Source organism: Psychroflexus salarius (genome assembly GCF_900129035.1).
Lineage (GTDB): Bacteria > Bacteroidota > Bacteroidia > Flavobacteriales > Flavobacteriaceae > Psychroflexus > Psychroflexus salarius.
Map to the genome: position 1 here is coordinate 1 of NZ_FQTW01000002.1, position 24,481 is coordinate 24,481.

Below are 24,481 nucleotides of genomic sequence, written 5' to 3' on the forward strand. Positions count from 1 at the left end.
ATCAATGAACTTTAATCTAAATTCTTCGCTTAAACAAACCAAATCAATGACTCGTTTCTGTTTCTGATTTTGCGAGTGCAAATGTAAAACTATTTCCTAACATAACAAGCTTTTTTAGAAAAAAAATTTTACAGCCCTTACACAAAATCAACCTTAAATACTTTTAAAGAACTTTATTTCCTTGCGGGGCGCAAAACTACAACCTTTATCCGCAATCACAAAACTTTTTTTAAACGTTTTTGAAAGAAATATCAAATCTCTACTTTTGCGAACTTATAATCAAGCAATTATAAACAAATTACTTATGTTTAGCATTTATCTTATTAGTGTCATTTTCATCATTGGAGGTGCATTTCACTTCATAAAGCCTAAAATTTACTTAAGAGTTATGCCTCTTTATTTACCATACAGGTTATTTTTAATTTATTTGAGTGGTGGATTAGAAATATTAGCAGGTTTATTATTTTATTTTCACAACACTAGAATATTTGGTGGTTATTTAATTATAGGATTATTAAGTATTTTTTTAGTTGTACACGTTAATATGCTAAGAGGTGGAAAACATGCTGCTGGATTACCAATGTGGATCTTAGTGATACGTTTGTTATTACAGTTTATACTTATTTACTGGATTACATATTTAATTTAAAAATCATGAAAAATTTTAATTTAAGACAAATCGATCGAATTATAGAAATGGCTTGGGAGGATCGCACCCCATTTGAGGCTATTGAGTTTCAATTTGGGGTGACTGAAAAAGAAGTGATTAAAATTATGCAACGTGAAATGAAAGCCTCAAGTTTCAGAATGTGGCGGAAACGTGTTGAAGGGCGAGCAACAAAGCATAGAACACTTAGAAGTTATAAAAAAGGACGTTTTAAGAGTACACGTCAAGGAAATATCAATATGAATAAAATTTCGAAGAGATAATTTAGCCAAATACTTTATTAAGCATAACTGCTAATCTAATTCCACCTTTATTTAGTTGTGATTTCACTACACTAAACCAATCATACATATATTTATAACTTAAATTTTCGTTAGTTTCAGCAGAGTTGTACACTTTTTTAGTTAAACCTCTAGTTTCTTCGACCCAATCTAATAGGCTTCCTTTTTGAATTTCAGCAACTTGATATTTTGATAGTGAATTCAAGTTGGCAGCTAATTCTGAATAACTCATATTATAACTTCTAATCATTTCAGTGTCCCAAACTCTATGCATATTTGAATTATTGTAAAACCATTTTACTTTAAAATCATTTGCACCACGATCTTCTTTTTTACCAAAATGAAGTGGTTGATGCATATCACCCATTAAATGAACCAACATTTTTAAGTAAAAAACCTTATCAGCTTTTGAAGCCTTTTTATCTTTTAAAATTTTAAGACATTTATTAATACCTGTAACAATATCGCCTTTTTTACTTGGTTCAGACTCTAAATAGGTCAAATGAAAATCAACATTTGCATAATGCCAAGGCTTAAATTCGTCGTATTTGTTATCACTCTTTATTTCATCGGCATAAGTGGAAATTACAGCAAGACTTTGACCCTTTAAAAGTCTATTAATTTTACGTTTTGCTTTTTTAGATAGGTATTGTTCAGCAACTTTACCAACAACACGATGACCATTTTGTCCCCAATCATTGCTTTTAGAATGTGAACTTGCAAAAACTGAAAAATTTAAAACTAATAGTAAGGCCAATAACTTCATAAGAGATTTTTTTTGCAAATATAAGTTGTGTAGCTTTACCTTAATATTAATTTTACAGAATAAACAAACTTTATGAGGGCTACTATCATTTTCATATTGTCAACGAGTTTTCTTTTTTGCCAAGAAGTGAAAGAAATAGAAATTGATTCTATTATTAAAGGTGATTTAAGCCTTGTAAATTCAAATAAAAACAGTCCACTGCTTATCCTAACACAAGGCTCAGGACCAACCAATCGAAACGGAAATCAAGGCATGATGATAAGCAATCACAGTAAATTACTGACTGATAGTTTAAAAAATCGTGGAATTAATAGCTTTCGATACGATAAAAGAACAATACATTACATAAACCGGAAAAACATACCGAATAATATAAAATTTAATGATTTTGTTTTAGACTTAGTTAATGTCATCAGGTACTTTAAAAAGCATGGCTTTACAAATATTCACTTAATTGGTCACAGTCAAGGCTCCTTAGTAAGTCTTAAAGCAGCTGAAATTGAGCCAGTTAATTCTGTCATTTCAATTGCTGGTACTTCAAGAACAATCGATTTAGTCTTAACTGAACAAATTACAGCACAATATCCAAGTTTAAAATCTGCATTAAAGAAAAGTTTTAAAGAGTTAAGAGAAAATGACACTATTTTAAAAGTGAATCCCTTTTTAAAATCTGTTTTCACACCTCAGAATCAAAAATTTATAAGTAGCTGGGCTAAAGTTGACCCTGCTGAAGTTTTGAAAAAGTTAGATGAAACTTCAATTTTAGTTATTCAGGGAACTAAAGATCTTCAGATTCCTGTTGAAGACGCTAAAAAAATTGATAGTATAGCAAAAAATTCTAAATTAGTTGAAATAAAAAATATGAATCACGTATTTAGAATAATTGAAGGTAATAGAAGTGAAAACTTAGCTTCATATTCTAACCCAAAACAAGCGATTTCTTCTGAAATGGTAAAAGCAATTTCAAGTTTTGTTAGACAATAATTTATGGACGTAAAATTAATTTTTAGTGATATTGATGGCACTTTATTGAATAAAAATCGAGAGATTTCAACTGAAACTAAATCAGCTGTCAATCGTCTAAGCCACTTGCCTTTCATTTTAATTTCATCACGAATGCCTTCTGCAATAAATCATTTACAGAAAGTCTTAAATATTGAAGACTTACCGATAATTGCCTACAACGGTGGATTAATTTTAGACGCTAATACAGTTTTAGAATCAACTGAAATCAGTTTTGAAATTACACAAGAAATTGTAAAAATCAATCAAAACAAGACTCATTTAAGCCTATATCATCATAACAATTGGTTTGTACCTGAGCTTGATTATTGGTCAAAACGAGAAATTAACAATACCAAAGTCCAACCGAAGGTCCAAAGCTATGCTGAAAGTTTAAGCTTTTTAGAAAATAATAACTTTGGGACACACAAAATCATGTGTATGGGCGAAGAAATTAATATCGATAATCTTTACAATTCGCTTTCCAAAAGATTTTCAAATCAAATTCATTTGTATCGTTCTAAACCAACTTATATTGAAATTGCACCAAAGCAAATTTCAAAATTAAGCGCTATAAAGCTTCTTATCAATCAGAATTTTAGTAATTTAAGTATTAAACAATGTTTAGCATTTGGTGATAATTACAATGATATTGAAATGCTTAATGGCGTTGGTTACAGCGTTGCAGTTAATAATGCTAAGCCAGAAGTTAAAAAAATTGCTCAATACATTACTTTAGACGCTAAACAACATGGCGTTGCACATTTTTTAAATAATTACATTAATTAATTATATGGATCAACAAACTACTTTTTTTAATAATGATGCAATTGTTCTAGGAATTTTAATGCTTAGTATTGCTGCTATTTTTTATACAGCAAGCCGCAAACAAGGATTTTGGAATAAATTTTATAAGGTTGTACCTGCCCTATTAATGTGTTATCTTCTACCTGCAATTTTTAATTCTTTAGGTATAATAGACGATTCAACATCGAAACTTTATCATGTGGCAAGTCGATATTTTTTACCAGCTTCATTGGTTTTAATGACTTTAAGTATTGACTTAAAAGCAATTAAAAATTTAGGACCTAAAGCTTTAATTATGTTTTTTACAGGAACAATTGGCATTGTTATCGGCGGACCTATTGCCATTCTAATCATTTCTACGTTTTCACCTGAAACAGTTGGTGGAAATGGTTTTGATGCCATATGGAGAGGCTTATCTACACTAGCCGGAAGCTGGATTGGAGGCGGTGCTAATCAAGCTGCAATGCTTGAAATTTTTAAATACAACCCAGACAAATACGGTGGTATGGTTTTGGTTGATATTATTGTCGCTAATCTATGGATGGCTATTATTTTACTTGGTATTGGTCGTAAAAATCAAATTGACAATTGGCTAAAAGCCGATACTTCAGCAATTGAAAGTTTAAAGCAAAAAGTAATTAAATTTAGCGATAGTGTTTCTAAAAAACCAGACTTAAAAGATTACATGATTATGTTAGGACTTGCTTTTGGCGCTGTTGGACTAGCACATTGGGGAGCCGATTTTATATCAGGGTTTTTGAGCTCTAACTTTGAAGTTTTTAATGACAAGTCATCTTCACTTGCCTCATTCACATCAAAATTTTTCTGGATGATTACAATAGCAACAGCTGTAGGCGTCGCCTTATCATTTACCAAAGCAAAAAATTATGAAGGCGCTGGCGCAAGCAAACTCGGTAGTGTATTTATTTATTTCCTAGTGGCTACTATCGGCATGAAAATGGATTTAGGCATGGTCTTCGAAAACCCTGGACTTATACTTATAGGTTTAATTTGGATGGCTATTCACGCTGGCTTACTCATCTTGGTCGCCAAGCTAATTAAAGCACCTTACTTCTTTTTAGCCGTAGGTAGCCAAGCTAATGTTGGTGGCGCTGCATCTGCACCTGTTGTAGCAAGTGCATTTCATCCATCACTTGCTAGCGTTGGTGTATTACTTGCTGTATTTGGCTATGTTGTAGGAACTTATGCTGCACTAGCTTGTACTTTTTTAATGGAAACTGCTTCAAAATTTTAATTTAAAATAATGAAAAAAATCACGATTACTTTAATGACCTTCATCGGAATCTTATCTTGCACGAATCAAGAAAATCAACTTCATGTTAATGGTAAAATTGAAGGCTTAAAAAAGGGTACACTTTATCTTCAATCATTTCAAGATTCAAGTTTTTATAATCTTGACTCCATAACTTTCAAAGGTTCAGATGAATTTAATCTAAATAGTCAAATTTCTGAACCTCAAATTTTAGCTCTAAAACTAAATGATAAAAGCAAAGATGAAGATTTTAAACGCTTATATTTCTTTGGAGACCCAAATGAAGCTTATACGGTCAACACAACTTTAGATGGCTTTATAGTAAATCAAGAAATTTCAACAAAGTCTGATAACCAGCAAAAACTTGAAGAGTTTAATGCTATGCTTAAACAATTTAACGATGAAAATTTAAATCTTATTGCTACTAGCTTAGAACAAGAAAACAACAAAACAATAGCCCCTCAAAAACAAGATAGTCTTCAAAAACGCTATAATAACCTATTAAAACGTAAATATCTTTATACTGTGAACTTTGCCATAAATAATAAAGATTTAGAAGTTGCGCCTTATGTAATGTTAACCGAGGCATATAACGCCAATGTCACCTACCTTGATACTGTTTATAAAAGTCTTAAACCTAAGATTCAAAAAAGTAAATACGGCAAACAGCTCAGCGACTTAATAAAAAGTATAAAAAAAGCCGACTAAGTTTGTCGGCTTTTTTGTTAGCTGTACTGTAAATCAATTCAGATTAAAGTTTATTTAAACGCTCAATAAATGCATTAAGTTTGGTTTCAATATCAGATTTAACAGCTTTAAGATGTTTAGCTCTATGGTCAACATCTTTGCGGTTAATTTCAGAGATAAAATGATCAAAACTATCAATGATATCATCAATCAATTGCTCAGATTCGGCTTTATCTTCTTTGTTATTAACTTGTTGATGAACTAAAACGGCATCAATTACCTCACCGTAAGTATTATTCAAATCGTTTTTTAAGTCTCTTATACTTGCCATAAATATTTTTTTTGCAAAAGTAAGCTAATTTTACATGCTAACCTCTAATAATTTACATTTCATACTACTAAGCTCAATTTGCTTTATGCAAGCTGGTATAAAAAGTGTTTCTCCTGAATTAACTTGATATAAAACTGAATTGTAGGTAAAGTTAAACTCGCCTTCAACACACATTAAAACCACAAAATTTTTATGATTTGAATAGTCTAATAATTTTAAACCTTCATTTAAGTTTAAAAAATTAGTTTTAAAATACTTACAATGCACAAGTTTTTCGGGGTCGGTTGAATTTTTATTGTAATCTATTTTATACTTGTAATCTGGTTGAAATTTAATCGCCTCTAAAGCTTCAAAAGTGTGTAAATCACGGGAATTCCCCTGATCATCTACTCTATTCCAATCGAAAATACGGTAAGTAATATCTGATGTCTGCTGTATTTCAGCTAAAACAACGCCTTCACCAATAGCATGTACTAAACCAGGTTGAATAAAAAAGACGTCGCCAGGTTTAACCGGTATTTTTTGAAGGTGTTCTACTAAAGTACCTTTTTCTAAGGCTTCAATATAGTCTTGTCTAGAAAGTTTTTTTTTAAAATCTACTATAATAAAGGCATCTTTGTCTGTGGCCATAATATACCACATTTCAGTTTTACCAAAGGAGTTATGCTTTTTCTTCGCAATAGTATCGTCTGGGTGAAGCTGAACGGATAGGGTTTGCCTAGCATCAATAAATTTAAATAAGATAGGGAATTTATTGCCAAATCGAGATACACAATCTGCCCCTAAAAATTCTTCAGCTGAAGTTTCAATAAAATCATTGAGACTTGAGCCTTTAAATTTTTGAGGGAAATCTACTTCAGAAACATGACCTTCAACTTGTGATAGTTCCCAACTTTCTCCTAATTGAGTTGATTGAGACTGTTTGTTATATTGACTTATTAGCTTTTGACCACCCCAAATTTTTTCTTTTAAAATAGGCCTAAATTTAAGCGGCATCAAATGTGACGACTTCATTCTAGATTTTTAATAACTTTCAATGCTTTTTGCATGTGCTTAGAGGCGTCTAAGTTATTAAATTTATATACAAGTTGTCCGTTTTTATTGAACACAAAGGTTTCTCGGCCTGGAACTAAGCCCAGTAAACTTTTTTTAACACCAAATTTTTTACGAAGTCTACCACTAGCATCAGATAAAAGCGTAAAAGGTAGGTTATGCTTTTTAGAAAATTTTTCGTGAGAAGACTGATTATCGCTACTTACACCTATAACTTCAGCACCTAGTTCTTTAAAGTCTTCATAGCTATCTCTAAAATTACAGGCTTCTTTTGTGCATCCTGGCGTAAAGTTTTTAGGGTAAAAGTAGATTACAAAAGCTTGCTTTCCTTTTAAACTGTCAATATTAAATTCATTACCGTTTTGGTTTTTTAGTTTAAAATCAGGTATAATATCACCTTTTTCAAGTGCCATAAATTTAAGCTTTATAGGTTACAAAATTTCTTGGGGTTTCGTAAAGAGTTACTTCTAAATCGAGTGATTGGTCTAAATGTGGCCTTAAATTATTCCAAATAACAACTGAGATATTTTCAGCAGTAGGATTTAAATTTTTAAAAACATCAACTTGCTCATTTAGATTTTTATGATCAAATTGATCTTCAACTTCAGTTTTAATTAAGTCTTTTAAAACTTTCATATCAATAACATAGCCTGTTTCTGGGTCAATTTCACCTGTTACTGAAACTATTAGCTCGTAATTATGCCCATGAAAATAAGGATTATTACATTTACCAAAAACAGCTTCGTTTTGGTCTTCACTCCAATCTTTTCTGTATAATCGGTGAGCGGCGTTAAAATGTGCTTTTCTGTGGACAGTAACTTTAGCCATAATATTTAGTTTTTAAGTTTCATTTGGTCGTAATGTTTGTCAAAAATTATTTTAAACCATTCTGTATATTGATTTGGATTTTTTTTGATGTCTATTTTAATATCATCAAGTTCCATCCATTTCCAGTCATTAACTTCTTCGGGGTTAATATTAGGCGTCTGATTATATCGACCAATTAAAATATAGTCAAATTCATGCTCAGTTAGACCATTTTCAAATGGCGCCTTGTAAATAAAAGAGATTGTTTCTTCTAAATCTGTTGTAAATCCCATCTCTTCTTGCAACCGACGTTTACCAGCTTGAATATTAGTTTCACCTTGTTGTTGGTGGCTGCAACATGTATTTGTCCATAATCCTGGCGTATGATATTTAGTTAAAGCACGCTGCTGAAGCATTAATTGGTTTTTATCATTATAAATAAATACCGAGAATGCTCGGTGAAGCAAGGCTTTTTCATGAGCTTCAATTTTTTCCATCAAACCGAGTTCATGGTCGTTTTCATCGACGAGGATCACATATTTATTTGCTGAAATGTTAGTCATATTACAAGTATATCTACAAATAAAAAGCGCTTGAATTTAACAAGCGCTTATTTATGAATTATTTAGTAGTTTATGAAATTAAAATCTTGTTTTTCCTTTTAAACCTACTGTAAAAGCACCTTTAATTCCAGCCTTTCTTACTTTAGTTTTGTAACGGTCGGCTTCTACTCTAGTTTCGAAAACACCTGAATAATAACGTTTATAACCATCGGAATAAGTATAAAAGTAAACATTTTGAAATTGAGGAAATTTTGGATTCTTCCCAGGTTGGTAAGCGCCTATTTGTACTGTATAAACTTCAGATGTTGAGTTTTCAAAGTCATAGCCGGAATTATTGAGTCCATTTTTTGGCAAAGACAATTGATTAGGCTGATTTTCTTTATTTACAACTCTGCTATACACTTCTGCTCGTATAGATTCTGGAGTTTCGTTTTCATTGAGAATAATAAATTCGGCACGCCGGTTAAGCGCATGTTCTTCTTCGCTACAATTTACACCGTTAGAACAACGATTAACCAACTGAGTTTCGCCATATCCACGACCAGATATTCTTGTAGAATTAATACCTTTAGTAGTGATATAAGCCATGGCAGATTTTGCGCGTTTATTTGATAAGATTTTATTATAAGCATCACCAGCTCGGCTATCAGTATGAGAACGAATATCAATTTTCATGTTAGGATATTGCCTTAGCACAGCAATGACTTTTTGTAACTCAACTTCGGCATCAGGTCTTATTTTAGATTCATCAAGATCGAAATAAATAGGATCAAGTTGAAGTAAATCTCTTAAATCATCTCCTTTTGAAGCTTTTGTAACACCAAGTTCACTACCTTTATTTACTTCAAAGTTTTGATTTAATTCTCCTTCATAATCAGAGCCTGTTTTAACCAAATCTTCAATCGTAGCAAAACCATCTTTAGAAACACGAACTACATAACGTTTATTACATTCAACTTTAAATTTATAATTACCTAGATTATCAGTATTAGTTGTCTCTATGAGGTTCAAGTCTTCATCAAACAATTCCACTTTAACTGCATTAATTCCTTCTTCGTTGTTAGTTGTTGAAATGTAACCGCTTAAATATTGGGTGCAATTTGTTATAAGTTCATCGATTTGATTTAATATATAAATGTCATCTCCACCAATTCCACCATCACGATTAGAAGCAAATAAGCCTTGCTTTGTTTTGGTATTTAGATATAAGCTAAAATCATCTTTAGGGCTATTTACAGGTCTACCTACATTAAATACATCACCAAATGATCCATCTTTTTTTATAACACTTACAAAAACGTCAAGACCACCTAGACCGATATGGCCGTTTGATGAAAAATAAAGTAAATTATCTTCATCGATATAAGGAAAGCTTTCTTTAAACTCAGTATTAATTTTATCACCTAAGTTGACGGGATTCGAGTAAGAACCATCGGGATTTATATCAACATAAAAAATATCAGACATACCTTTAGTTCCTGGCATATCTGAAGCAAAGTATAATTTGTTTTCATCTGGGTTTAAACATGGATGAGCCACAGAATATTCATCACTATTAAAAGGCAACTCTACAGGGTCTGACCAAATACCATCTTGGTTTAAAGTAGATTTGTAAAGTTTGAGATAATTATAACCTTTCGCACTTTTACCAAACTTGTTTTTCGTAAAATTATTTCTTGTGAAATATATCGTTTTTCCATCTTTAGTATAAACTGCTGAGGATTCGTGAAATTTTGAATTTAAAACATCTGGTAATCGAGTTACACTTCCTGAAGGTTTTAGAGAATCGTTTAATGAAACTTTGTATAAATCTAGATAAGGCTCATTATTCCATTCATGAATGCGTTGTACTGAAGAGGCTTGTTTTCGGTTTGAAGCAAATATAAGTAATGTGTCATTAATCACTTTAGGCGCAAAATCAGATAACTCAGAATTTATATTAATGGTATCTAAGTTAAATTTACCGGATTGCATTTCAATTAACTCCAAATAATTGGGCTCAACTTTAGTTGATGTTGAATCATCAAAATACAAAGACTCATATTTTAATATTAATGAATCTGCAACAGCATATTTTTTTTGTGACTTTAAGCTTTGAGCGTATCTAAAAAGGTAGTCCTTATCTTGCTGATTATTTAAGTTAAATAGTTTAGAATACCATTTTTCAGCATTCTCCAAGTCATTATTAAAATAATATGAGTCTCCTAATTTTTTAAACAAATTTTCAGACTCAAAACCAGCATTGGCGACTTCTAAATAAATTTTTTGTGCATCTATAAAAGCGTAACTATCAAACATTTTATTGGCTTCTTCCAGTTTTGCTTTTTGTGAAAATCCAGAAAACTGAAAAAAGAGCAGAATGATATATAAGTATTTTAATTTCATAATTAAAAGAATCTTGGCGTATACATTTTTTTATAACGTTTAAATAGTTCAAATCTTAAGAAAAACTCAATTGAACCATCATTATAATTTGAAATATCTGAAATTGAGGAGTCATATGATAAACCTAACAAAATAGAGTCTGAAGCTTGAAAACCAAACAGCCCGCTAAAAGCACTATCAAAACGATAGGCCGTACCTAAGGTAAATTTATCGTTAAACAGGAAGTTCGTTGAAACTTCAGCCAATAATGGTGAACCGCTAACATGCCTCAATAAAACAGATGGCTTAAATTTTATATTTTGATTAATATCAAGAACTACACCTGATGTAATGTAATAGTGTACACGATCGCGAAGTTCAATATTTTCGTTGGTACTTCCATCAAAATGATTAGTTCTAAGCAGAGCTGGTGAACTTATGCCAACATAATATACATCATTACTCAACAAAACACCTAAACCAAACTGAGGAGAAATTTTATTTTCAATATTATTTGCAAAAAGTGGATCTGTGTTATCTTCGATATTAAGCCTATTAAAATCGACATTTAAAAGCCGAGCACCTGCATTCAATCCAAATCGAATTTTAGCAAAGCGTGTTAATTGTATTGAATAACTATAAACTGCACTTAAATAAGTATCTGATACAACACCAATTTTATCATTAACTATAGATAAACCTAAACCCATTTGTTCATTTTTAAGTGGCGAATGAACTGTTAATGTTTGAGTTTGTGGCGCATCATCAAAACCTAACCACTGAGACCTGTGTAAAAGTGTGGCACTTAAAACATCTCTTGATCCTGCATAAGCTGGATTAATAGACATTGTATTATACATATATTGTGTAAAGTTTGGATCTTGTTGTGCATTAACCTGTAACACAAAACTTAACGAAACAAACGAAAAGTATACTAGTTTTAAACTTATATTATTTATTAAGTTATTCAACATTAATTAATTAATTAATTATTTAAATATAAATAGCCTTTTTGTTTCTTTGTATCGCCTTGGTCATTAACATATTGCAATACATAAAAGTAAACGCCAGGTGGTAATAAATCACCTTTCTGTATTGTAATAGCTCCATCGCTTTTTCCTTCAAAACGAATTGAAGCATTATTATATCCACTGGCATTATAAACCTCGTTGCCTTGGCGATTAAATATCTGTACCGTATTTTGAGGGAAATTGTCTATTCCTTCAATTTTAAAATAATCATTTTTACCATTTCCATCAGCAGATACGGCATTATAGATTATTAAACCATCGTCTATGTTTTCATTAGTAAAACCATCATTCTCCGTAAATGTATTCACCGCTGGTGGTGCAAATGTTGTGCTTGGGTCTGTACCTTCCGTTTGTACAAATCCTGCAGGAAAGTCCACATCAGCTTCATCTATGTCTGAAGTTATGTTTCCAGCGGTCACCGTTGCTAACCAATCACCTGAGGCATCGGTAGCTACAGTTTGCTGATTACCAAAATCATCCGTTAATTCTACATCGATATTGGCTAAGTCTGGTTCACCTGTATCTTGTGTGCCATTGCCATTGGTGTCTTCGTATAAATGACCATTTACCTGAGCGCTTACAGTTTCATCTGGTACAAAAAAGCCATCATTATCTGATAAAATAGTCTGATCTTGTAAGACTGTTGTTGTGCTTGGATCTGTACCTTCAGTTTGTATCGCTAAGGCTGGAAAATCAGGATCGGCTTCATCTATATCTGAAATCGCATCACCTATTGGTAATTCAATACTCCAATCGCCATTAGCATCAGTCGTAACAATTGTAATATCACCATTAATATCAGTAATTTCAATATCAATGTTAGCTAAATTCGGTTCGCCTGTATCTTGTGTGCCGTTACCATTGGTATCTTCATATAAATGACCCGTTAAAATACCAACTTCTAATACTGTTGGGTCGGTAAAACCATCATTCTCCGTAAATGTATTCACCGCTGGTGGTGCAAATGTTGTGCTTGGGTCTGTCCCTTCCGTTTGTACAAATCCTGCCGGGAAGTCCACATCAGCTTCATCTATGTCTGAAGTTATGTTTCCGGCGGTCACCGTTGCTAACCAATCACCTGAGGCATCGGTAGCTACAGTTTGCTGATTACCAAAATCATCCGTTAATTCTACATCGATATTGGCTAAGTCTGGTTCACCTGTATCTTGTGTGCCATTGCCATTGGTGTCTTCGTATAAATGACCATTTACCTGAGCGCTTACAGTTTCATCTGGTACAAAAAAGCCATCATTATCTGATAAAATAGTCTGATCTTGTAAGACTGTTGTTGTGCTTGGATCTGTACCTTCAGTTTGTATCGCTAAGGCTGGAAAATCAGGATCGGCTTCATCTATATCTGAAATCGCATCACCTATTGGTAATTCAATACTCCAATCGCCATTAGCATCAGTCGTAACAATTGTAATATCACCATTAATATCAGTAATTTCAATATCAATGTTAGCTAAATTCGGTTCGCCTGTATCTTGTGTGCCGTTACCATTGGTATCTTCATATAGATGACCCGTTAAAATACCAACTTCTAATACTGTTGGATCGGTAAAACCATCGTTCTCGGTAAATGTATTCACCGCTGGTGGTGCAAATGTTGTGCTTGGGTCTGTCCCTTCCGTTTGTACAAATCCTACTGGGAAGTCCACATCAGCTTCATCTATGTCTGAAATTATGTTTCCAGCGGTCACCGTTGCTAACCAATCACCTGAGGCATCGGTAGCTACAGTTTGCTGATTACCAAAATCATCCGTCACTTCTACATCGATATTGACTAAGTCTGGTTCGCCGGCATCTTGTGTGCCATTAGCATTGGTGTCTTCGTATAAATGACCATTTACCTGAGCGCTTACAGTTTCATCTGGTACAAAAAAGCCATCATTATCTGATAAAATGGTTTGATCTTGTAAGACTGTTGTTGTGCTTGGGTCTGTACCTTCAGTTTGTATCGCTAAGGCTGGAAAATCAAGATCGGCTTCATCTATATCTGAAATCGCATCACCTATTGGTAATTCAATACTCCAATCGCCATTAGCATCAGTCGCAACAATTGTAATATCACCATTAATATCAGTAATTTCAATATCAATGTTAGCTAAATTCGGTTCGCCTGTATCTTGTGTGCCGTTGCCATTGGTGTCTTCATATAAATGACCCGTTAAAATACCAACTTCTAATACTGTTGGGTCGGTAAAACCATCATTCTCCGTAAATGTATTCACCGCTGGTGGTGCAAATGTTGTGCTTGGGTCTGTCCCTTCCGTTTGTACAAATCCTGCCGGGAAGTCCACATCAGCTTCATCTATGTCTGAAGTTATGTTTCCGGCGGTCACCGTTGCTAACCAATCACCTGAGGCATCGGTAGCTACAGTTTGCTGATTACCAAAATCATCCGTCACTTCTACATCGATATTGACTAAGTCTGGTTCGCCGGCATCTTGTGTGCCATTAGCATTGGTGTCTTCGTATAAATGACCATTTACCTGAGCGCTTACAGTTTCATCTGGTACAAAAAAGCCATCATTATCTGATAAAATAGTCTGATCTTGTAAGACTGTTGTTGTGCTTGGGTCTGTACCTTCAGTTTGTATCGCTAAGACTGGAAAATCAGGATCGGCTTCATCTATATCTGAAATCGCATCACCTATTGGTAATTCAATACTCCAATCGCCATTAGCATCTGTCGCAACAATTGTAATATCACCATTAATATCAGTAATTTCAATATCAATGTTAGCTAAATTCGGTTCGCCTGTATCTTGTGTGCCGTTACCATTGGTATCTTCATATAGATGACCCGTTAAAATACCAACTTCATCGTTAGGTATAATAAAGCCATCAATTTCATTATAGGTCTCACCACAAATCGCATCAAAAGTTGAAGGATTAGTACCTTCTAATTGAATTGCACCACTTGGAAAATCAGCATCGGTCTCCACCACTTCTATGGTCGTGCTGCCTTGTGGCACGCGTAAATCATATTCGCCATTGGCATCCGTGATTAAGGTAGTTTGGAAACCAGACGAAAATGTCACTAAAACATCAACGCCAGGTATTCCTGATTCGCCAGTATCTTGTGTGCCATTTGCGTTGGTATCGTTATACACTAATCCGAATATTTCAGCCGATTCGAAAAATCCATTAATATCTGTAATAACTTCATCTGGTGCTAAATTTAAAGTTGTCGGGTTTGTCCCTTCAGTTTGAAAAGCGCAATTTGGGAAGTCAGGGTCATTTAGGTCAATCTCTAAGGTTACATCACCTGGTGGTAAATCAATCACATAATCACCATTAGCATCAGTTTCGACAACAGTAATATTTCCAAAAGCATCAGTCACAATAACATCTATATTTGGTAAATCTAATTCCGTTGCATTTTGAAATCCACTTCCATTAGCGTCTAGATATAAATGACCGAATACAGTTGAAGGATTGGTATTTATAAAAAAGCCATCATTATCAGACAAAATGCTTTGACTCGCTAAAACGTTTGTAGTTGTAGGATCAGTACCTTCTGTTTGAATTGCATCGAGTGGAAAATCAACGTCAGACTGATCGATATCAGAAATGGCAGGACCAATTGGCAACTCTATACTCCAATCACCATTGGCATCAGTCTCAACAATTGTAATATCACCATTAACATCGGTAATTTCAACATCAATACTAACTAAGTTCGGTTCGCCTGCGTCTTGTGTACCATTGCCATTAGTATCTTCATATAAGTGACCGTTTAAAACACCAACCTCATCATCAGGAACTATAAAACCATCAACCTCATTATAAGTCTCACCACAAATCGCATCAAAAGTAGTCGGATTGGTGCCTTGGGTTTGTACTGTGCCAGTCGGAAAATCAGCATCGGTCTCCACCACTTCTATGGTCGTGCTGCCTTGTGGCACGCGCACATCATATTCACCATTGGCATCAGTAATTATAGTGGTTTGAAATCCAGACGAAAAGGTCACCAACACATCTGCGCCGGGAATGCCGGCTTCACCTGCATCTTGTGTACCATTGCCATTGGCATCATTATACACTAATCCAAATATCTCAGCCGATTCAAAGAATCCATCGATTTCTGAAATTGTTTCATTCGCTACTATCGTTGAGGTTGTTGGATTGGTGCCTTCAGTTTGAAACGCACATTCAGGAAAATCTGGATCAGTCACATCTATAGTTGAAATTACTGTACCAGCTGGCAATACAACACTCCAATCGCCATTAGCATCGGTTTCAACTGTTTGAATATTACCAAAGACATCTTCAATAATTACATCTACATTAGGCAAATCAGGTTCGCCTGCGTTCTGAAAACTACTCCCATTTACATCAAGGTAAACATGTCCTTCTAAGGTGCCTAATTCTTGAAAGCCATCAATTTCATTATAAGTCTCACCGCAAACGGCGTCAAACGTAGTGGGATTGGTGCCTTGGGTTTGTACTGTGCCAGTCGGAAAATCAGCATCGGTCTCCACCACTTCTATGGTCGTGCTGCCTTGTGGCACGCGCACATCATATTCACCATTGGCATCAGTAATTATAGTGGTTTGAAATCCAGACGAAAAGGTCACCAACACATCTGCGCCGGGAATGCCGGCTTCACCTGCATCTTGTGTACCATTGCCATTGGCATCATTATACACTAATCCAAATATCTCAGCCGATTCAAAGAATCCATCGATTTCTGAAATTGTTTCATTCGCTACTATCGTTGAGGTTGTTGGATTGGTGCCTTCAGTTTGAAATGCACATTCAGGAAAATCTGGATCAGTCACATCTATAGTTGAAATTGCTGTACCAGCTGGCAATACAACACTCCAATCGCCATTAGCATCGGTTTCAACGGTTTGAATATTACCAAAGACATCTTCAATGATCACGTCAACATTAGGCAAATTAGGTTCACCTGCATCCTGAAAACTACTGCCGTTTTCATCAAGGTAAACATGACCTTCTAAGGTGCCTAATTCTTGAAAGCCATCAATTTCATTATAAGTCTCACCACAAATAGCATCAAAAGTAGTGGGATTGGTGCCTTGGGTTTGTACTGCGCCAGTCGGAAAATCAGCATCGGTCTCCACCACTTCTATGGTCGTGCTGCCTTGTGGCACGCGCACATCATATTCACCATTGGCATCAGTGATTAAAGTGGTCTGAAAACCAGATGAAAAGGTCACCAACACATCAGCACCGGGAATGCCAGCTTCACCAGCATCTTGTGTGCCATTGCCATTGGCATCATTATACACTAATCCAAATATCTCAGCCGATTCAAAGAATCCATCAATTTCTGAAAAAACATTAGTATTAACAGGAATATTATGAGTTGAAGGATTGGTGCCTTCAGTTTGAAATGCACATTGAGGAAAATCTGGATCAGTCACATCTATAGTTACTGTAATATCACCAACAACAACCTGCGCTGACCATTCGCCATTAGCATCGGTTTCAACCGTTTGAATATTTCCGAATTGGTCTTCAATAATCACATCAACATTAGGCAAATTGGGTTCGCCAGCATTCTGAAAACCACTACCATTTACATCACTATAAAGTGAGCCAGAAATTTGCCCAACAAAAGTATAACCATCTTTACCCGTATCAACTAAGGTATTTGCTACAACGGTTGTTACGCTAGGGTCAACACCTTCAGTTTGAAAAAAACCTACTGGCAAATCAGTCGTGTCTATAAAGACAAGCGCTGAACCTGGAATGACGTCAGCAATCCAATCGCCATTAGCATCGGTTTGAACGGTTTGGCCATTATTGTTAGAATTGATAATTAAGACATCAACATTTTGTATTCCTGGTTCGCCTGCGTCTTGAGTCCCATTTCCATTAGTATCTGCATAGACGCGACCGGTTAATTGACCTGTTTCAGCCATTGGTTCTAAGGCTAAGTCGATAAACTTAGTATCTGGTGCCTGTGCAATAGAAGCACACACCGATAAACAAGTCAGTATCAACGTTAAAACCAGTGATTTAACTTTCATAGATAGTTTTTTAATAATGTAATTGGTTAGATATCACCTTATTAATTAGTGCACTAAAGTAATATTTTTTTTTAACACGACATTAAATTAGAAAAATTAAATTTGCGGCATGAAATTTATTGAAGAAATTAGCAGAAGACGAACATTTGGAATTATTTCTCATCCAGATGCAGGTAAAACAACTTTAACCGAAAAGCTACTATTATTTGGCGGTGCTATTCAGGAAGCTGGCGCTGTAAAATCTAATAAAATCAAAAAAGGCGCTACAAGTGACTTCATGGAAATTGAACGCCAAAGAGGGATTTCTGTGGCGACTTCTGTTTTAGGATTTGACTACAAAAACAATAAAATCAATATATTAGATACACCAGGTCACAAAGATTTTGCTGAAGATACCTACCGAACTTTAACAGCTGTAGATAGCGTTATTGTTGTCATAGATGTTGCAAAAGGGGTTGAAGAACAAACTGAAAAATTAGTTGAAGTTTGCCGCATGCGTAATATTCCGATGCTTGTATTTATCAATAAACTTGACCGTGAAGGTAAAGATGCCTTTGAACTACTCGATGAAATTGAACAAAAACTCAATCTAAAAGTGACACCTTTAAGTTACCCGATTGGAATGGGTTACGATTTTAAAGGTATTTACAATATCTACGAACAAAATGTGAACTTATTTACAGGCGACCCCAAAAAGGATATTGAAGACACCATTGAAGTTAAAGACCTCAACACCGACCAAATCGACCAACTGATTGGTAGTGATTCTGCCAATCAATTACGCGAAGAACTCGAATTAGCTCAAGGCGTGTATCCTGAATTTAATCAAGATGATTATGTAAAAGGTAAACTACAACCCGTATTTTTTGGTTCTGCTTTGCATAATTTCGGGGTTCGTGAATTACTCGATTGTTTTGTTGACATTGCACCACCGCCAAGACCAAAATCAAGTGAAGAGCGTGAAATAAAACCCACTGAAGATAAATTTACTGGCTTTGTGTTTAAAATTCATGCTAATATGGATCCCAAACACCGTGACAGACTTGCTTTTGTTAAAATAGTTTCTGGAAAGTTTGAACGCAATAAACCTTATCTTCATGTTAGACTAGGCAAAAACTTAAAGTTTTCAAGTCCAAACGCCTTTTTTGCCGAGAAAAAAGCCATTGTCGACGAAATGTTCCCTGGCGATATTGTCGGTTTACATGACACTGGAAACTTCAAAATTGGCGATACCTTAACTGAAGGTGAACAAATACATTACAAAGGCATCCCAAGTTTTTCGCCTGAGCATTTTCGATACATCAACAATGCAGACCCGATGAAATCTAAACAGCTCAACAAAGGCATCGAGCAACTGATGGATGAAGGTGTCGCACAGCTATTTACACTAGAAATGAACAATCGAAAAATTATTGGAACTGTTGGTGCCCTACAGTACGAAGTTATTCAATACCGATTAGAACATGAATATGGTGCCAAATGCTCTTATGAAAACATCAACGTTCATAAGGCTTGCTGGGTTGAAGTTGATGATGAAAAAAGCGAAGAATTTCAAGAATTTAAACGAGTAAAATCTAAATATTTAGCTCACGATAAGCAAGGCCAATTGGTTTTTTTAGCAGATTCGGCTTTTTCTTTACAAATGACTGAACAGAAATACCCAAGTATTAAATTTCATATCACATCTGAATTTTAAGAGCTTATTGTTCTGGAGCCGAGAACCTGCTTTCCGTTTCAATTCCGCAGTATTCAGCAACTAAAACATCTACGCCACAAGAGCTTCATTAAGTCGCTTTGTGGCTTGTGTTTTTCTAGCTTCAAACTTTACGGGATTTACACTTCAATCAGGGCTAAAAACCTAATCGAACTTATACCAAATATTCTGTAAAATGAGGTAAAAGAAATTGAATTATAATTGTCTTATTATCATTAAACATTTAGAATTTCTTCTAAACACTAATCAAGGTATCCCATTTTTCTCATCCAATCGTCATTATACATTTTACCAACATAACGGCTGCCATGGTCATGAAATAAAACCACCACCACATCATCTTTTTTGAAATGTTCCTTCAATTGCAAAAGACCTTTTACTGCTGCACCGGCAGAATTTCCTAAAAACATGCCTTCTTCTTTGGCTAACTTCTGCGTGTAAACGGCTGCATCTTTATCGGTCACTTTAGTAAAACCATCAATAACTTCAAAACGAACATTTTTTGGCAAAATGTCTTCACCAATGCCTTCAGTTACATAAGAATAAATTTCATTTTCATCAAAAATTCCTGTTTCATGATATTTTTTAAAGACCGAACCGTAAGTATCAATTCCCCAAACCTTCACATTCGGGTTTTGCAATTTTAAATAACTACCAACACCAGAAATGGTACCACCTGTACCAACGCCAACCACAAAATGGGTGACTTTACCATCGGTTTGTTCCCAAATTTCTGGGCCAGTGGTTTGGTAATGCGCTTTACAGTTAGACGGGTTGTCATATTGGTTAACATACCACGAATTTGGGGTTTCTTCGGCTAGGCGCGCAGAAGTTGAATAATAAGAGCGTGGATCGTCAGGCGCTACGTCGGTTGGGCAAACATGAACTTCACAACCAACCGCTCGTAAAATATCCATTTTCTCTTTACTTTGCTTATCACTTAAAACACAAATAACTTTATAACCCTTTACAATAGCAACCAAAGCTAAACCCATGCCGGTATTACCAGAAGTACCTTCAATAATAGTTCCGCCAGGTTTTAAGCGACCATCGGCCTCTGCATCTTCAATCATTTGCAAAGCCATACGGTCTTTTACTGAATTTCCTGGATTAAAGGTTTCGTATTTAGCTAGCACCAAAGCATCAATTTCATCTACAATAGAATTCATTTTAACCAATGGTGTGTTACCAATTGTTTCAATAATATTATTTGCGTAATTCATAGTCAATTTTTACAACTGCAAACTTAAAAATATTCGTTTAGTAAAATGCTATTATTTTGAAAATGCTCAATCAAACTTCAAGGCTTTAACCGGCGAAATTTTAGCAACAATATAAGTTGGTACAATCAACATCAACAAACATAAAATTAAAGTTCCCAAATTAACACCTATAATATAAGTAGGATTCAATTTTACAGGCACATTAGTTACATAATAAGAGCTAGCATCTAGCGGCATTAATTGAAAATGTTGCTGTAACAATAGTAAACCTATACCAATAACATTTCCAATCACCAAGCCTTTTAGCATAATAAATACGGCATTGTATAAAAACACTTTTCTAATCACCCAATTACTTGCACCAATAGCTTTAAAAACGCCTATCATTTGGCGACGTTCTAAAATAAGCACAAGTAAGGCTGTAATCATGTTAATACCGGCAACTAATATCATGATAATGAGTATAATTAAGGTATTGATGTCGAATAGTTTTAACCATTCAAATATAGAAGGATACATCGTTTTAATTGATTTGGCATTTAAGAACGAGCCGATAGACTCATAAATTTTGACAGCCACGTTGTCTATGTTCGAAAAGTCATCTATAAAGACTTCAAACTGACCAATTTGGTAATCTTCCCAATTATTAAGCCGTTGAATTTGCCTTAAATCACCAATGACATAAGTCTTATCGAAGTCTTGAAAACCTGAATTATATAGACCTACAATTTCAAAGCCGACAGGTCTTGGTAATTGTTTGGCGCTATCTTGACGCATAAAATACATCACTAATCGGTCTGAAACCTTCAACTGTAAACGCTTGGCCAGATATTCAGAAATGATAATCTCATCACTTGCTCTAGTGGAGTTCAACTCAGGAAATTTTCCTTCACTTATAAATTCCTCAAAAGCTGTTAAATTAAAGAGTGAATCAACACCTTTAAGCACAACGCCTTCAAAATCAGTTTCGGTTCTTATAATTCCCCATTTTGTAGCGGTAGCTTGAATATGGCTAACTTCTGGCACTTCGCTAAATTGAGGATAAAAGCTTTGTCGACGGTCTATTGGCGTTAGGTTTTCTTTAGAGACATTGCTTGTAAAACTCGTGATCACGACATGCCCATTAAAGGCTGCAATTTTTTCGCGAATTTTAGTTTGTAATCCTAAACTTGTACCAAAAGCAATTAGCATCACAATAATGCCGAGTGCGATTGCCGTGATAGCGATTTTAATAATTGGTCCTGAAACACTACTTTTATAGTCGCTTTTAATCTGGAGGCGTTTCGAAACAAAATAAGGAAAATTCAATGCAATACCGTTTTATACAACTGCTCAAAAATACCATTTTATTTTTGGTCTTAACCATAACTTCTTGCCAAGCTCAAACTTCAACAAAACAATCTACCAAAACACCAATTTTAGGCGCCGAACAAATTGAAAATTATTTACCGCTTATTTCTGGTAAAAACTTGGCGATTGTTGGTAACCAAACCTCTGTTATTCCTCATAAAAACGGCTACACACACCTCGTTGACACTTTACTTAGTTACAACCAAAATATCCTAAAGGTATTTGCGCCTGAGCATGGTTTTAGAGGTCAGGCTGATGCGGGTGAAAAAGTTAAGAACAGTCGAGATGCTCAAACGGGTTTGCCTATTATTTCGCTGTATGGCAATCATAAAAAACCAACGCCAGAAGACCTTGCTGACGTAGACATGGTCATTTTTGATATTCAAGATGTTGGCGCAAGATTTTATACTTATATTTCTACCTTGCATTATGTCATGGAAGCTTGTGCGGAGCAAGACATCCCATTACTTATCCTTGATCGTCCCAACCCCAATGGCCATTATATTGACGGCCCAATTTTAGAAGACCAATTTAAAAGTTTTGTAGGTATGCATCCTGTGCCTGTGGTTCACGGTTTAAGCATTGGCGAATACGCACAGATGATTAATGGTGAAGCTTGGCTAAACAATGGTGTTAAAACTAAATTGCAGATTATTAAATTGAAGCATTACAACAAAGCAGAAGCTTACAAGCTACCTATTAAACCTTCACCCAATTTACCAAACGCAAAAGCCATTAATTTATACCCGAGTTTATGTTTTTTTGAAGGTACCACCGTTAATGCTGGTCGTGGCACCAATTTTCAATTTCAAATCTATGGTTCGCCATTTTTAAATCAACAAGTGTATTCTTTTAGTTACACACCGCAACCCAATGAAGGCGCAAAACATCCTAAGCATAAAGCAAAACTCTGTTACGGTGAAGATTTAAGAACAAGCGCAGCATTAACTGAACTCAATTTAAACTGGCTTATTAAAACATACAAGAACACTAAAAATCAAGATGATTTTTTTAATTCCTTTTTTAATAAGCTGGCAGGAAACTCAAGCTTACAAAAACAGATTAAAGCAGGTAAAAGTGCCGGTGAAATTAAAAAATCTTGGCAAACAGATTTAAAAACCTACCAACAAATGATTATGCCTTACTTGTTGTATGAATAATACCAAATCTTCTAAAAAGTAAGACAATTATAATTCAATTTCTTTTTATCTCATCTTATAGGTATTTAGTATAACACTATACGGAATCATTTAAGAAATAATTTAAGTATTTATTATTTTTTATCCTTTAAGTATATGTATTTTATTTTTTTTACATATCTTTAGCATAAATTTAATAACTAATCTTATGAAAAAAACAATTCAACAATTCAACAATTCAACAATTCAACAGATTGATTACTTTAAATTTAGTTGGATTTGGCTCTGTTTAATCATGCTGCCCATCAATATTTTAGCACAAGAGGCCCAATCCTTTTATGTGGTAGAAAAGCAAAATGAGACGGTTAACCTTAACAACTATGCACCTGGATATTATATTGTTACGCTAGTTTGTGACGGGCAAATCATCAATTCTAAACACCTCATAAAAAACTAATCATATGAAAACCTTAATATACATCAGCCTTATTTTAATCAGCGGCATAAGTGTTGCTCAAAATGAAATTTTAACAGAACACGAATGGGAATTAGAATATATAGAGTTAAATGGCGAAACCTTTTATCAACCAAATAATGAAGAGTCTAATACCAGTATTACTTTAGAAATTGGCGAATCAGCTATTATTCCAGGTCAGCCAGATCAGATTCTTCAAGTCCACAATTTAATATGTGGTGAACTTAGTTGTGTTTCTGTTGATTTCACAAGCGACAATATGTTTACTAGTTTAGGTTGTGGATTTACACTTGAAGGCTGTAGCGTTGAGGAAAATAATGTATTTCAGTCTAATTATATGATGGTTTATGAAAATTTAATGGGCGGTAGCGAATTAAACCCTTTCAACTATACATTCACCACAGAAAATGACATTATATCTTTAACCATTACCAACTCGCTTGGCGATTCTGCTACGTATTCAGCTACGACCTTAAGCAATAGAGATTATGAGGGCAATACGTTTTCTATCTTTCCCAATCCAGTAACCAGTAAGTTGCGTATTAGAAGTCAACAAACCATTCAACATATTGAGATTTTTGACCTCAACGGAAAACAAATTATAAATGTCGATTACCAAGAAAATCAAGCCATTAATGTAAGTAATTTAAATAGTGGTCTGTATTTAGTAAAAATAAAAACTAAAAATGGCTTTGTTACTAAGAAGTTGTTGAAGAAGTAAAGTATAATACCATTTAGGCATTAAATTAACTGGAATAAATCGCCCTTTTTCACTTTTTATTTCACTTGAAAAATAGACCGTAGCTAAGGCTATGCTCGATTTTTAAAGTTCATAAAAAGCTAAAAATCATCAATTTCTTTCCCAGCAAATTCAAAACATAAATGGTATAAAACACCTCATAAAAAACTAATCATATGAAAACCTTAATATACATCAGCC

Annotated in this window: 21 protein-coding genes; 10 read left to right on the plus strand and 11 right to left on the minus strand. The window is 34.4% G+C overall.

Annotated features, from left to right (window positions below):
• Nucleotides 1-388 precede the first annotated feature (388 nt).
• Both BUB82_RS03165 and BUB82_RS03170 read left to right on the plus strand, forming a co-directional pair.
• Nucleotides 389-649: a DoxX family protein gene (locus tag BUB82_RS03165; protein WP_234949753.1), complete on the plus strand. Its 261-nt coding sequence runs from the start codon at nucleotides 389-391 to the stop codon at nucleotides 647-649.
• 5 nt (nucleotides 650-654) lie between these two features.
• On the plus strand, nucleotides 655-930 hold the full coding sequence (locus tag BUB82_RS03170) for a TIGR03643 family protein (protein WP_073191899.1): 276 nt from the start codon (nucleotides 655-657) through the stop codon (nucleotides 928-930).
• A gap of 1 nt (nucleotide 931) precedes the next feature.
• On the opposite strand, the gene BUB82_RS03175 is transcribed toward BUB82_RS03170, so the two are convergent.
• Nucleotides 932-1,714, minus strand: a complete 783-nt coding sequence (locus BUB82_RS03175) for a S1/P1 nuclease (protein WP_073191901.1) — start codon at nucleotides 1,712-1,714, stop codon at nucleotides 932-934.
• A gap of 126 nt (nucleotides 1,715-1,840) precedes the next feature.
• Here BUB82_RS03175 and BUB82_RS03180 point away from each other — a divergent pair, with 126 nt between their 5' ends.
• From BUB82_RS03180 to BUB82_RS03195, 4 genes are read left to right on the plus strand one after another with little or no spacing between them, the layout of a single operon-like run.
• On the plus strand, nucleotides 1,841-2,698 hold the full coding sequence (locus BUB82_RS03180; protein ID WP_143185635.1) for an alpha/beta hydrolase: 858 nt from the start codon (nucleotides 1,841-1,843) through the stop codon (nucleotides 2,696-2,698).
• Between the two features lie 3 nt (nucleotides 2,699-2,701).
• A complete protein-coding gene (locus tag BUB82_RS03185; RefSeq protein ID WP_073191905.1) occupies nucleotides 2,702-3,505 on the plus strand; it encodes a Cof-type HAD-IIB family hydrolase in 804 nt (267 codons plus the stop codon).
• Nucleotides 3,506-3,509: 4 nt separating this feature from the next.
• Nucleotides 3,510-4,778, plus strand: a complete 1,269-nt coding sequence (locus BUB82_RS03190) for a DUF819 family protein (RefSeq protein WP_073191907.1) — start codon at nucleotides 3,510-3,512, stop codon at nucleotides 4,776-4,778.
• A gap of 9 nt (nucleotides 4,779-4,787) precedes the next feature.
• Nucleotides 4,788-5,504, plus strand: a complete 717-nt coding sequence (locus BUB82_RS03195; RefSeq protein WP_073191909.1) for a DUF4369 domain-containing protein — start codon at nucleotides 4,788-4,790, stop codon at nucleotides 5,502-5,504.
• A gap of 43 nt (nucleotides 5,505-5,547) precedes the next feature.
• Here BUB82_RS03195 and BUB82_RS03200 read toward each other — a convergent pair whose 3' ends face one another.
• From BUB82_RS03200 to BUB82_RS03235, 8 genes are all read right to left on the minus strand, one after another.
• Nucleotides 5,548-5,814 (minus strand): hypothetical protein, encoded by a 267-nt coding sequence (locus BUB82_RS03200; protein ID WP_073191911.1) that lies wholly within the window; start codon nucleotides 5,812-5,814, stop codon nucleotides 5,548-5,550.
• A gap of 30 nt (nucleotides 5,815-5,844) precedes the next feature.
• On the minus strand, nucleotides 5,845-6,828 hold the full coding sequence (locus tag BUB82_RS03205) for a type I phosphomannose isomerase catalytic subunit (protein WP_073191913.1): 984 nt from the start codon (nucleotides 6,826-6,828) through the stop codon (nucleotides 5,845-5,847).
• Entirely contained in the window at nucleotides 6,825-7,280 is a 456-nt protein-coding gene (locus BUB82_RS03210) for a peroxiredoxin (RefSeq protein ID WP_073191915.1), read from the minus strand. The genes BUB82_RS03205 and BUB82_RS03210 overlap by 4 nt, the downstream gene beginning before the upstream one ends.
• Nucleotides 7,281-7,284: 4 nt before the next feature.
• A complete protein-coding gene (locus BUB82_RS03215; RefSeq protein ID WP_073191917.1) occupies nucleotides 7,285-7,695 on the minus strand; it encodes a 6-pyruvoyl trahydropterin synthase family protein in 411 nt (136 codons plus the stop codon).
• Nucleotides 7,696-7,700: 5 nt separating this feature from the next.
• Complete coding sequence (idi, locus tag BUB82_RS03220; protein WP_073191919.1) at nucleotides 7,701-8,237, minus strand: isopentenyl-diphosphate Delta-isomerase; 537 nt, start codon at nucleotides 8,235-8,237, stop codon at nucleotides 7,701-7,703.
• A 78-nt stretch (nucleotides 8,238-8,315) separates the two neighbouring features.
• A complete protein-coding gene (locus BUB82_RS03225) occupies nucleotides 8,316-10,622 on the minus strand; it encodes an OmpA family protein (protein ID WP_073191921.1) in 2,307 nt (768 codons plus the stop codon).
• Between the two features lie 2 nt (nucleotides 10,623-10,624).
• Nucleotides 10,625-11,575 (minus strand): PorP/SprF family type IX secretion system membrane protein, encoded by a 951-nt coding sequence (locus BUB82_RS03230; protein WP_073191923.1) that lies wholly within the window; start codon nucleotides 11,573-11,575, stop codon nucleotides 10,625-10,627.
• An 11-nt stretch (nucleotides 11,576-11,586) separates the two neighbouring features.
• A complete protein-coding gene (locus tag BUB82_RS03235) occupies nucleotides 11,587-17,640 on the minus strand; it encodes an SdrD B-like domain-containing protein (RefSeq protein ID WP_083574458.1) in 6,054 nt (2,017 codons plus the stop codon).
• Nucleotides 17,641-17,749: 109 nt separating this feature from the next.
• Between BUB82_RS03235 and BUB82_RS03240 the strand changes: the two genes are divergently transcribed.
• Nucleotides 17,750-19,336 carry a peptide chain release factor 3 gene (locus tag BUB82_RS03240; protein WP_073191927.1) on the plus strand — a complete coding sequence of 529 codons (1,587 nt, stop codon included), beginning with the start codon at nucleotides 17,750-17,752 and terminating at the stop codon, nucleotides 19,334-19,336.
• Nucleotides 19,337-19,596: 260 nt separating this feature from the next.
• Here the strand turns inward: BUB82_RS03240 and BUB82_RS03245 are convergent, their stop codons facing one another.
• Nucleotides 19,597-20,577: a PLP-dependent cysteine synthase family protein gene (locus BUB82_RS03245; RefSeq protein WP_073191929.1), complete on the minus strand. Its 981-nt coding sequence runs from the start codon at nucleotides 20,575-20,577 to the stop codon at nucleotides 19,597-19,599.
• Nucleotides 20,578-20,643: 66 nt separating this feature from the next.
• A complete protein-coding gene (locus tag BUB82_RS03250) occupies nucleotides 20,644-21,885 on the minus strand; it encodes an ABC transporter permease (RefSeq protein ID WP_073191931.1) in 1,242 nt (413 codons plus the stop codon).
• Here BUB82_RS03250 and BUB82_RS03255 point away from each other — a divergent pair.
• The 3 genes from BUB82_RS03255 to BUB82_RS03265 all read left to right on the plus strand — a co-directional run bounded on the left by BUB82_RS03255 (nucleotide 21,885) and on the right by BUB82_RS03265 (nucleotide 24,262).
• Nucleotides 21,885-23,087 carry an exo-beta-N-acetylmuramidase NamZ family protein gene (locus tag BUB82_RS03255; protein WP_073191933.1) on the plus strand — a complete coding sequence of 401 codons (1,203 nt, stop codon included), beginning with the start codon at nucleotides 21,885-21,887 and terminating at the stop codon, nucleotides 23,085-23,087. The two genes, BUB82_RS03250 and BUB82_RS03255, sit on opposite strands and share 1 nt — an antisense overlap.
• Nucleotides 23,088-23,274: 187 nt before the next feature.
• On the plus strand, nucleotides 23,275-23,523 hold the full coding sequence (locus BUB82_RS03260; protein WP_073191934.1) for a hypothetical protein: 249 nt from the start codon (nucleotides 23,275-23,277) through the stop codon (nucleotides 23,521-23,523).
• A gap of 4 nt (nucleotides 23,524-23,527) precedes the next feature.
• Nucleotides 23,528-24,262 (plus strand): T9SS type A sorting domain-containing protein, encoded by a 735-nt coding sequence (locus BUB82_RS03265; RefSeq protein ID WP_073191936.1) that lies wholly within the window; start codon nucleotides 23,528-23,530, stop codon nucleotides 24,260-24,262.
• Nucleotides 24,263-24,481: the final 219 nt, after the last annotated feature.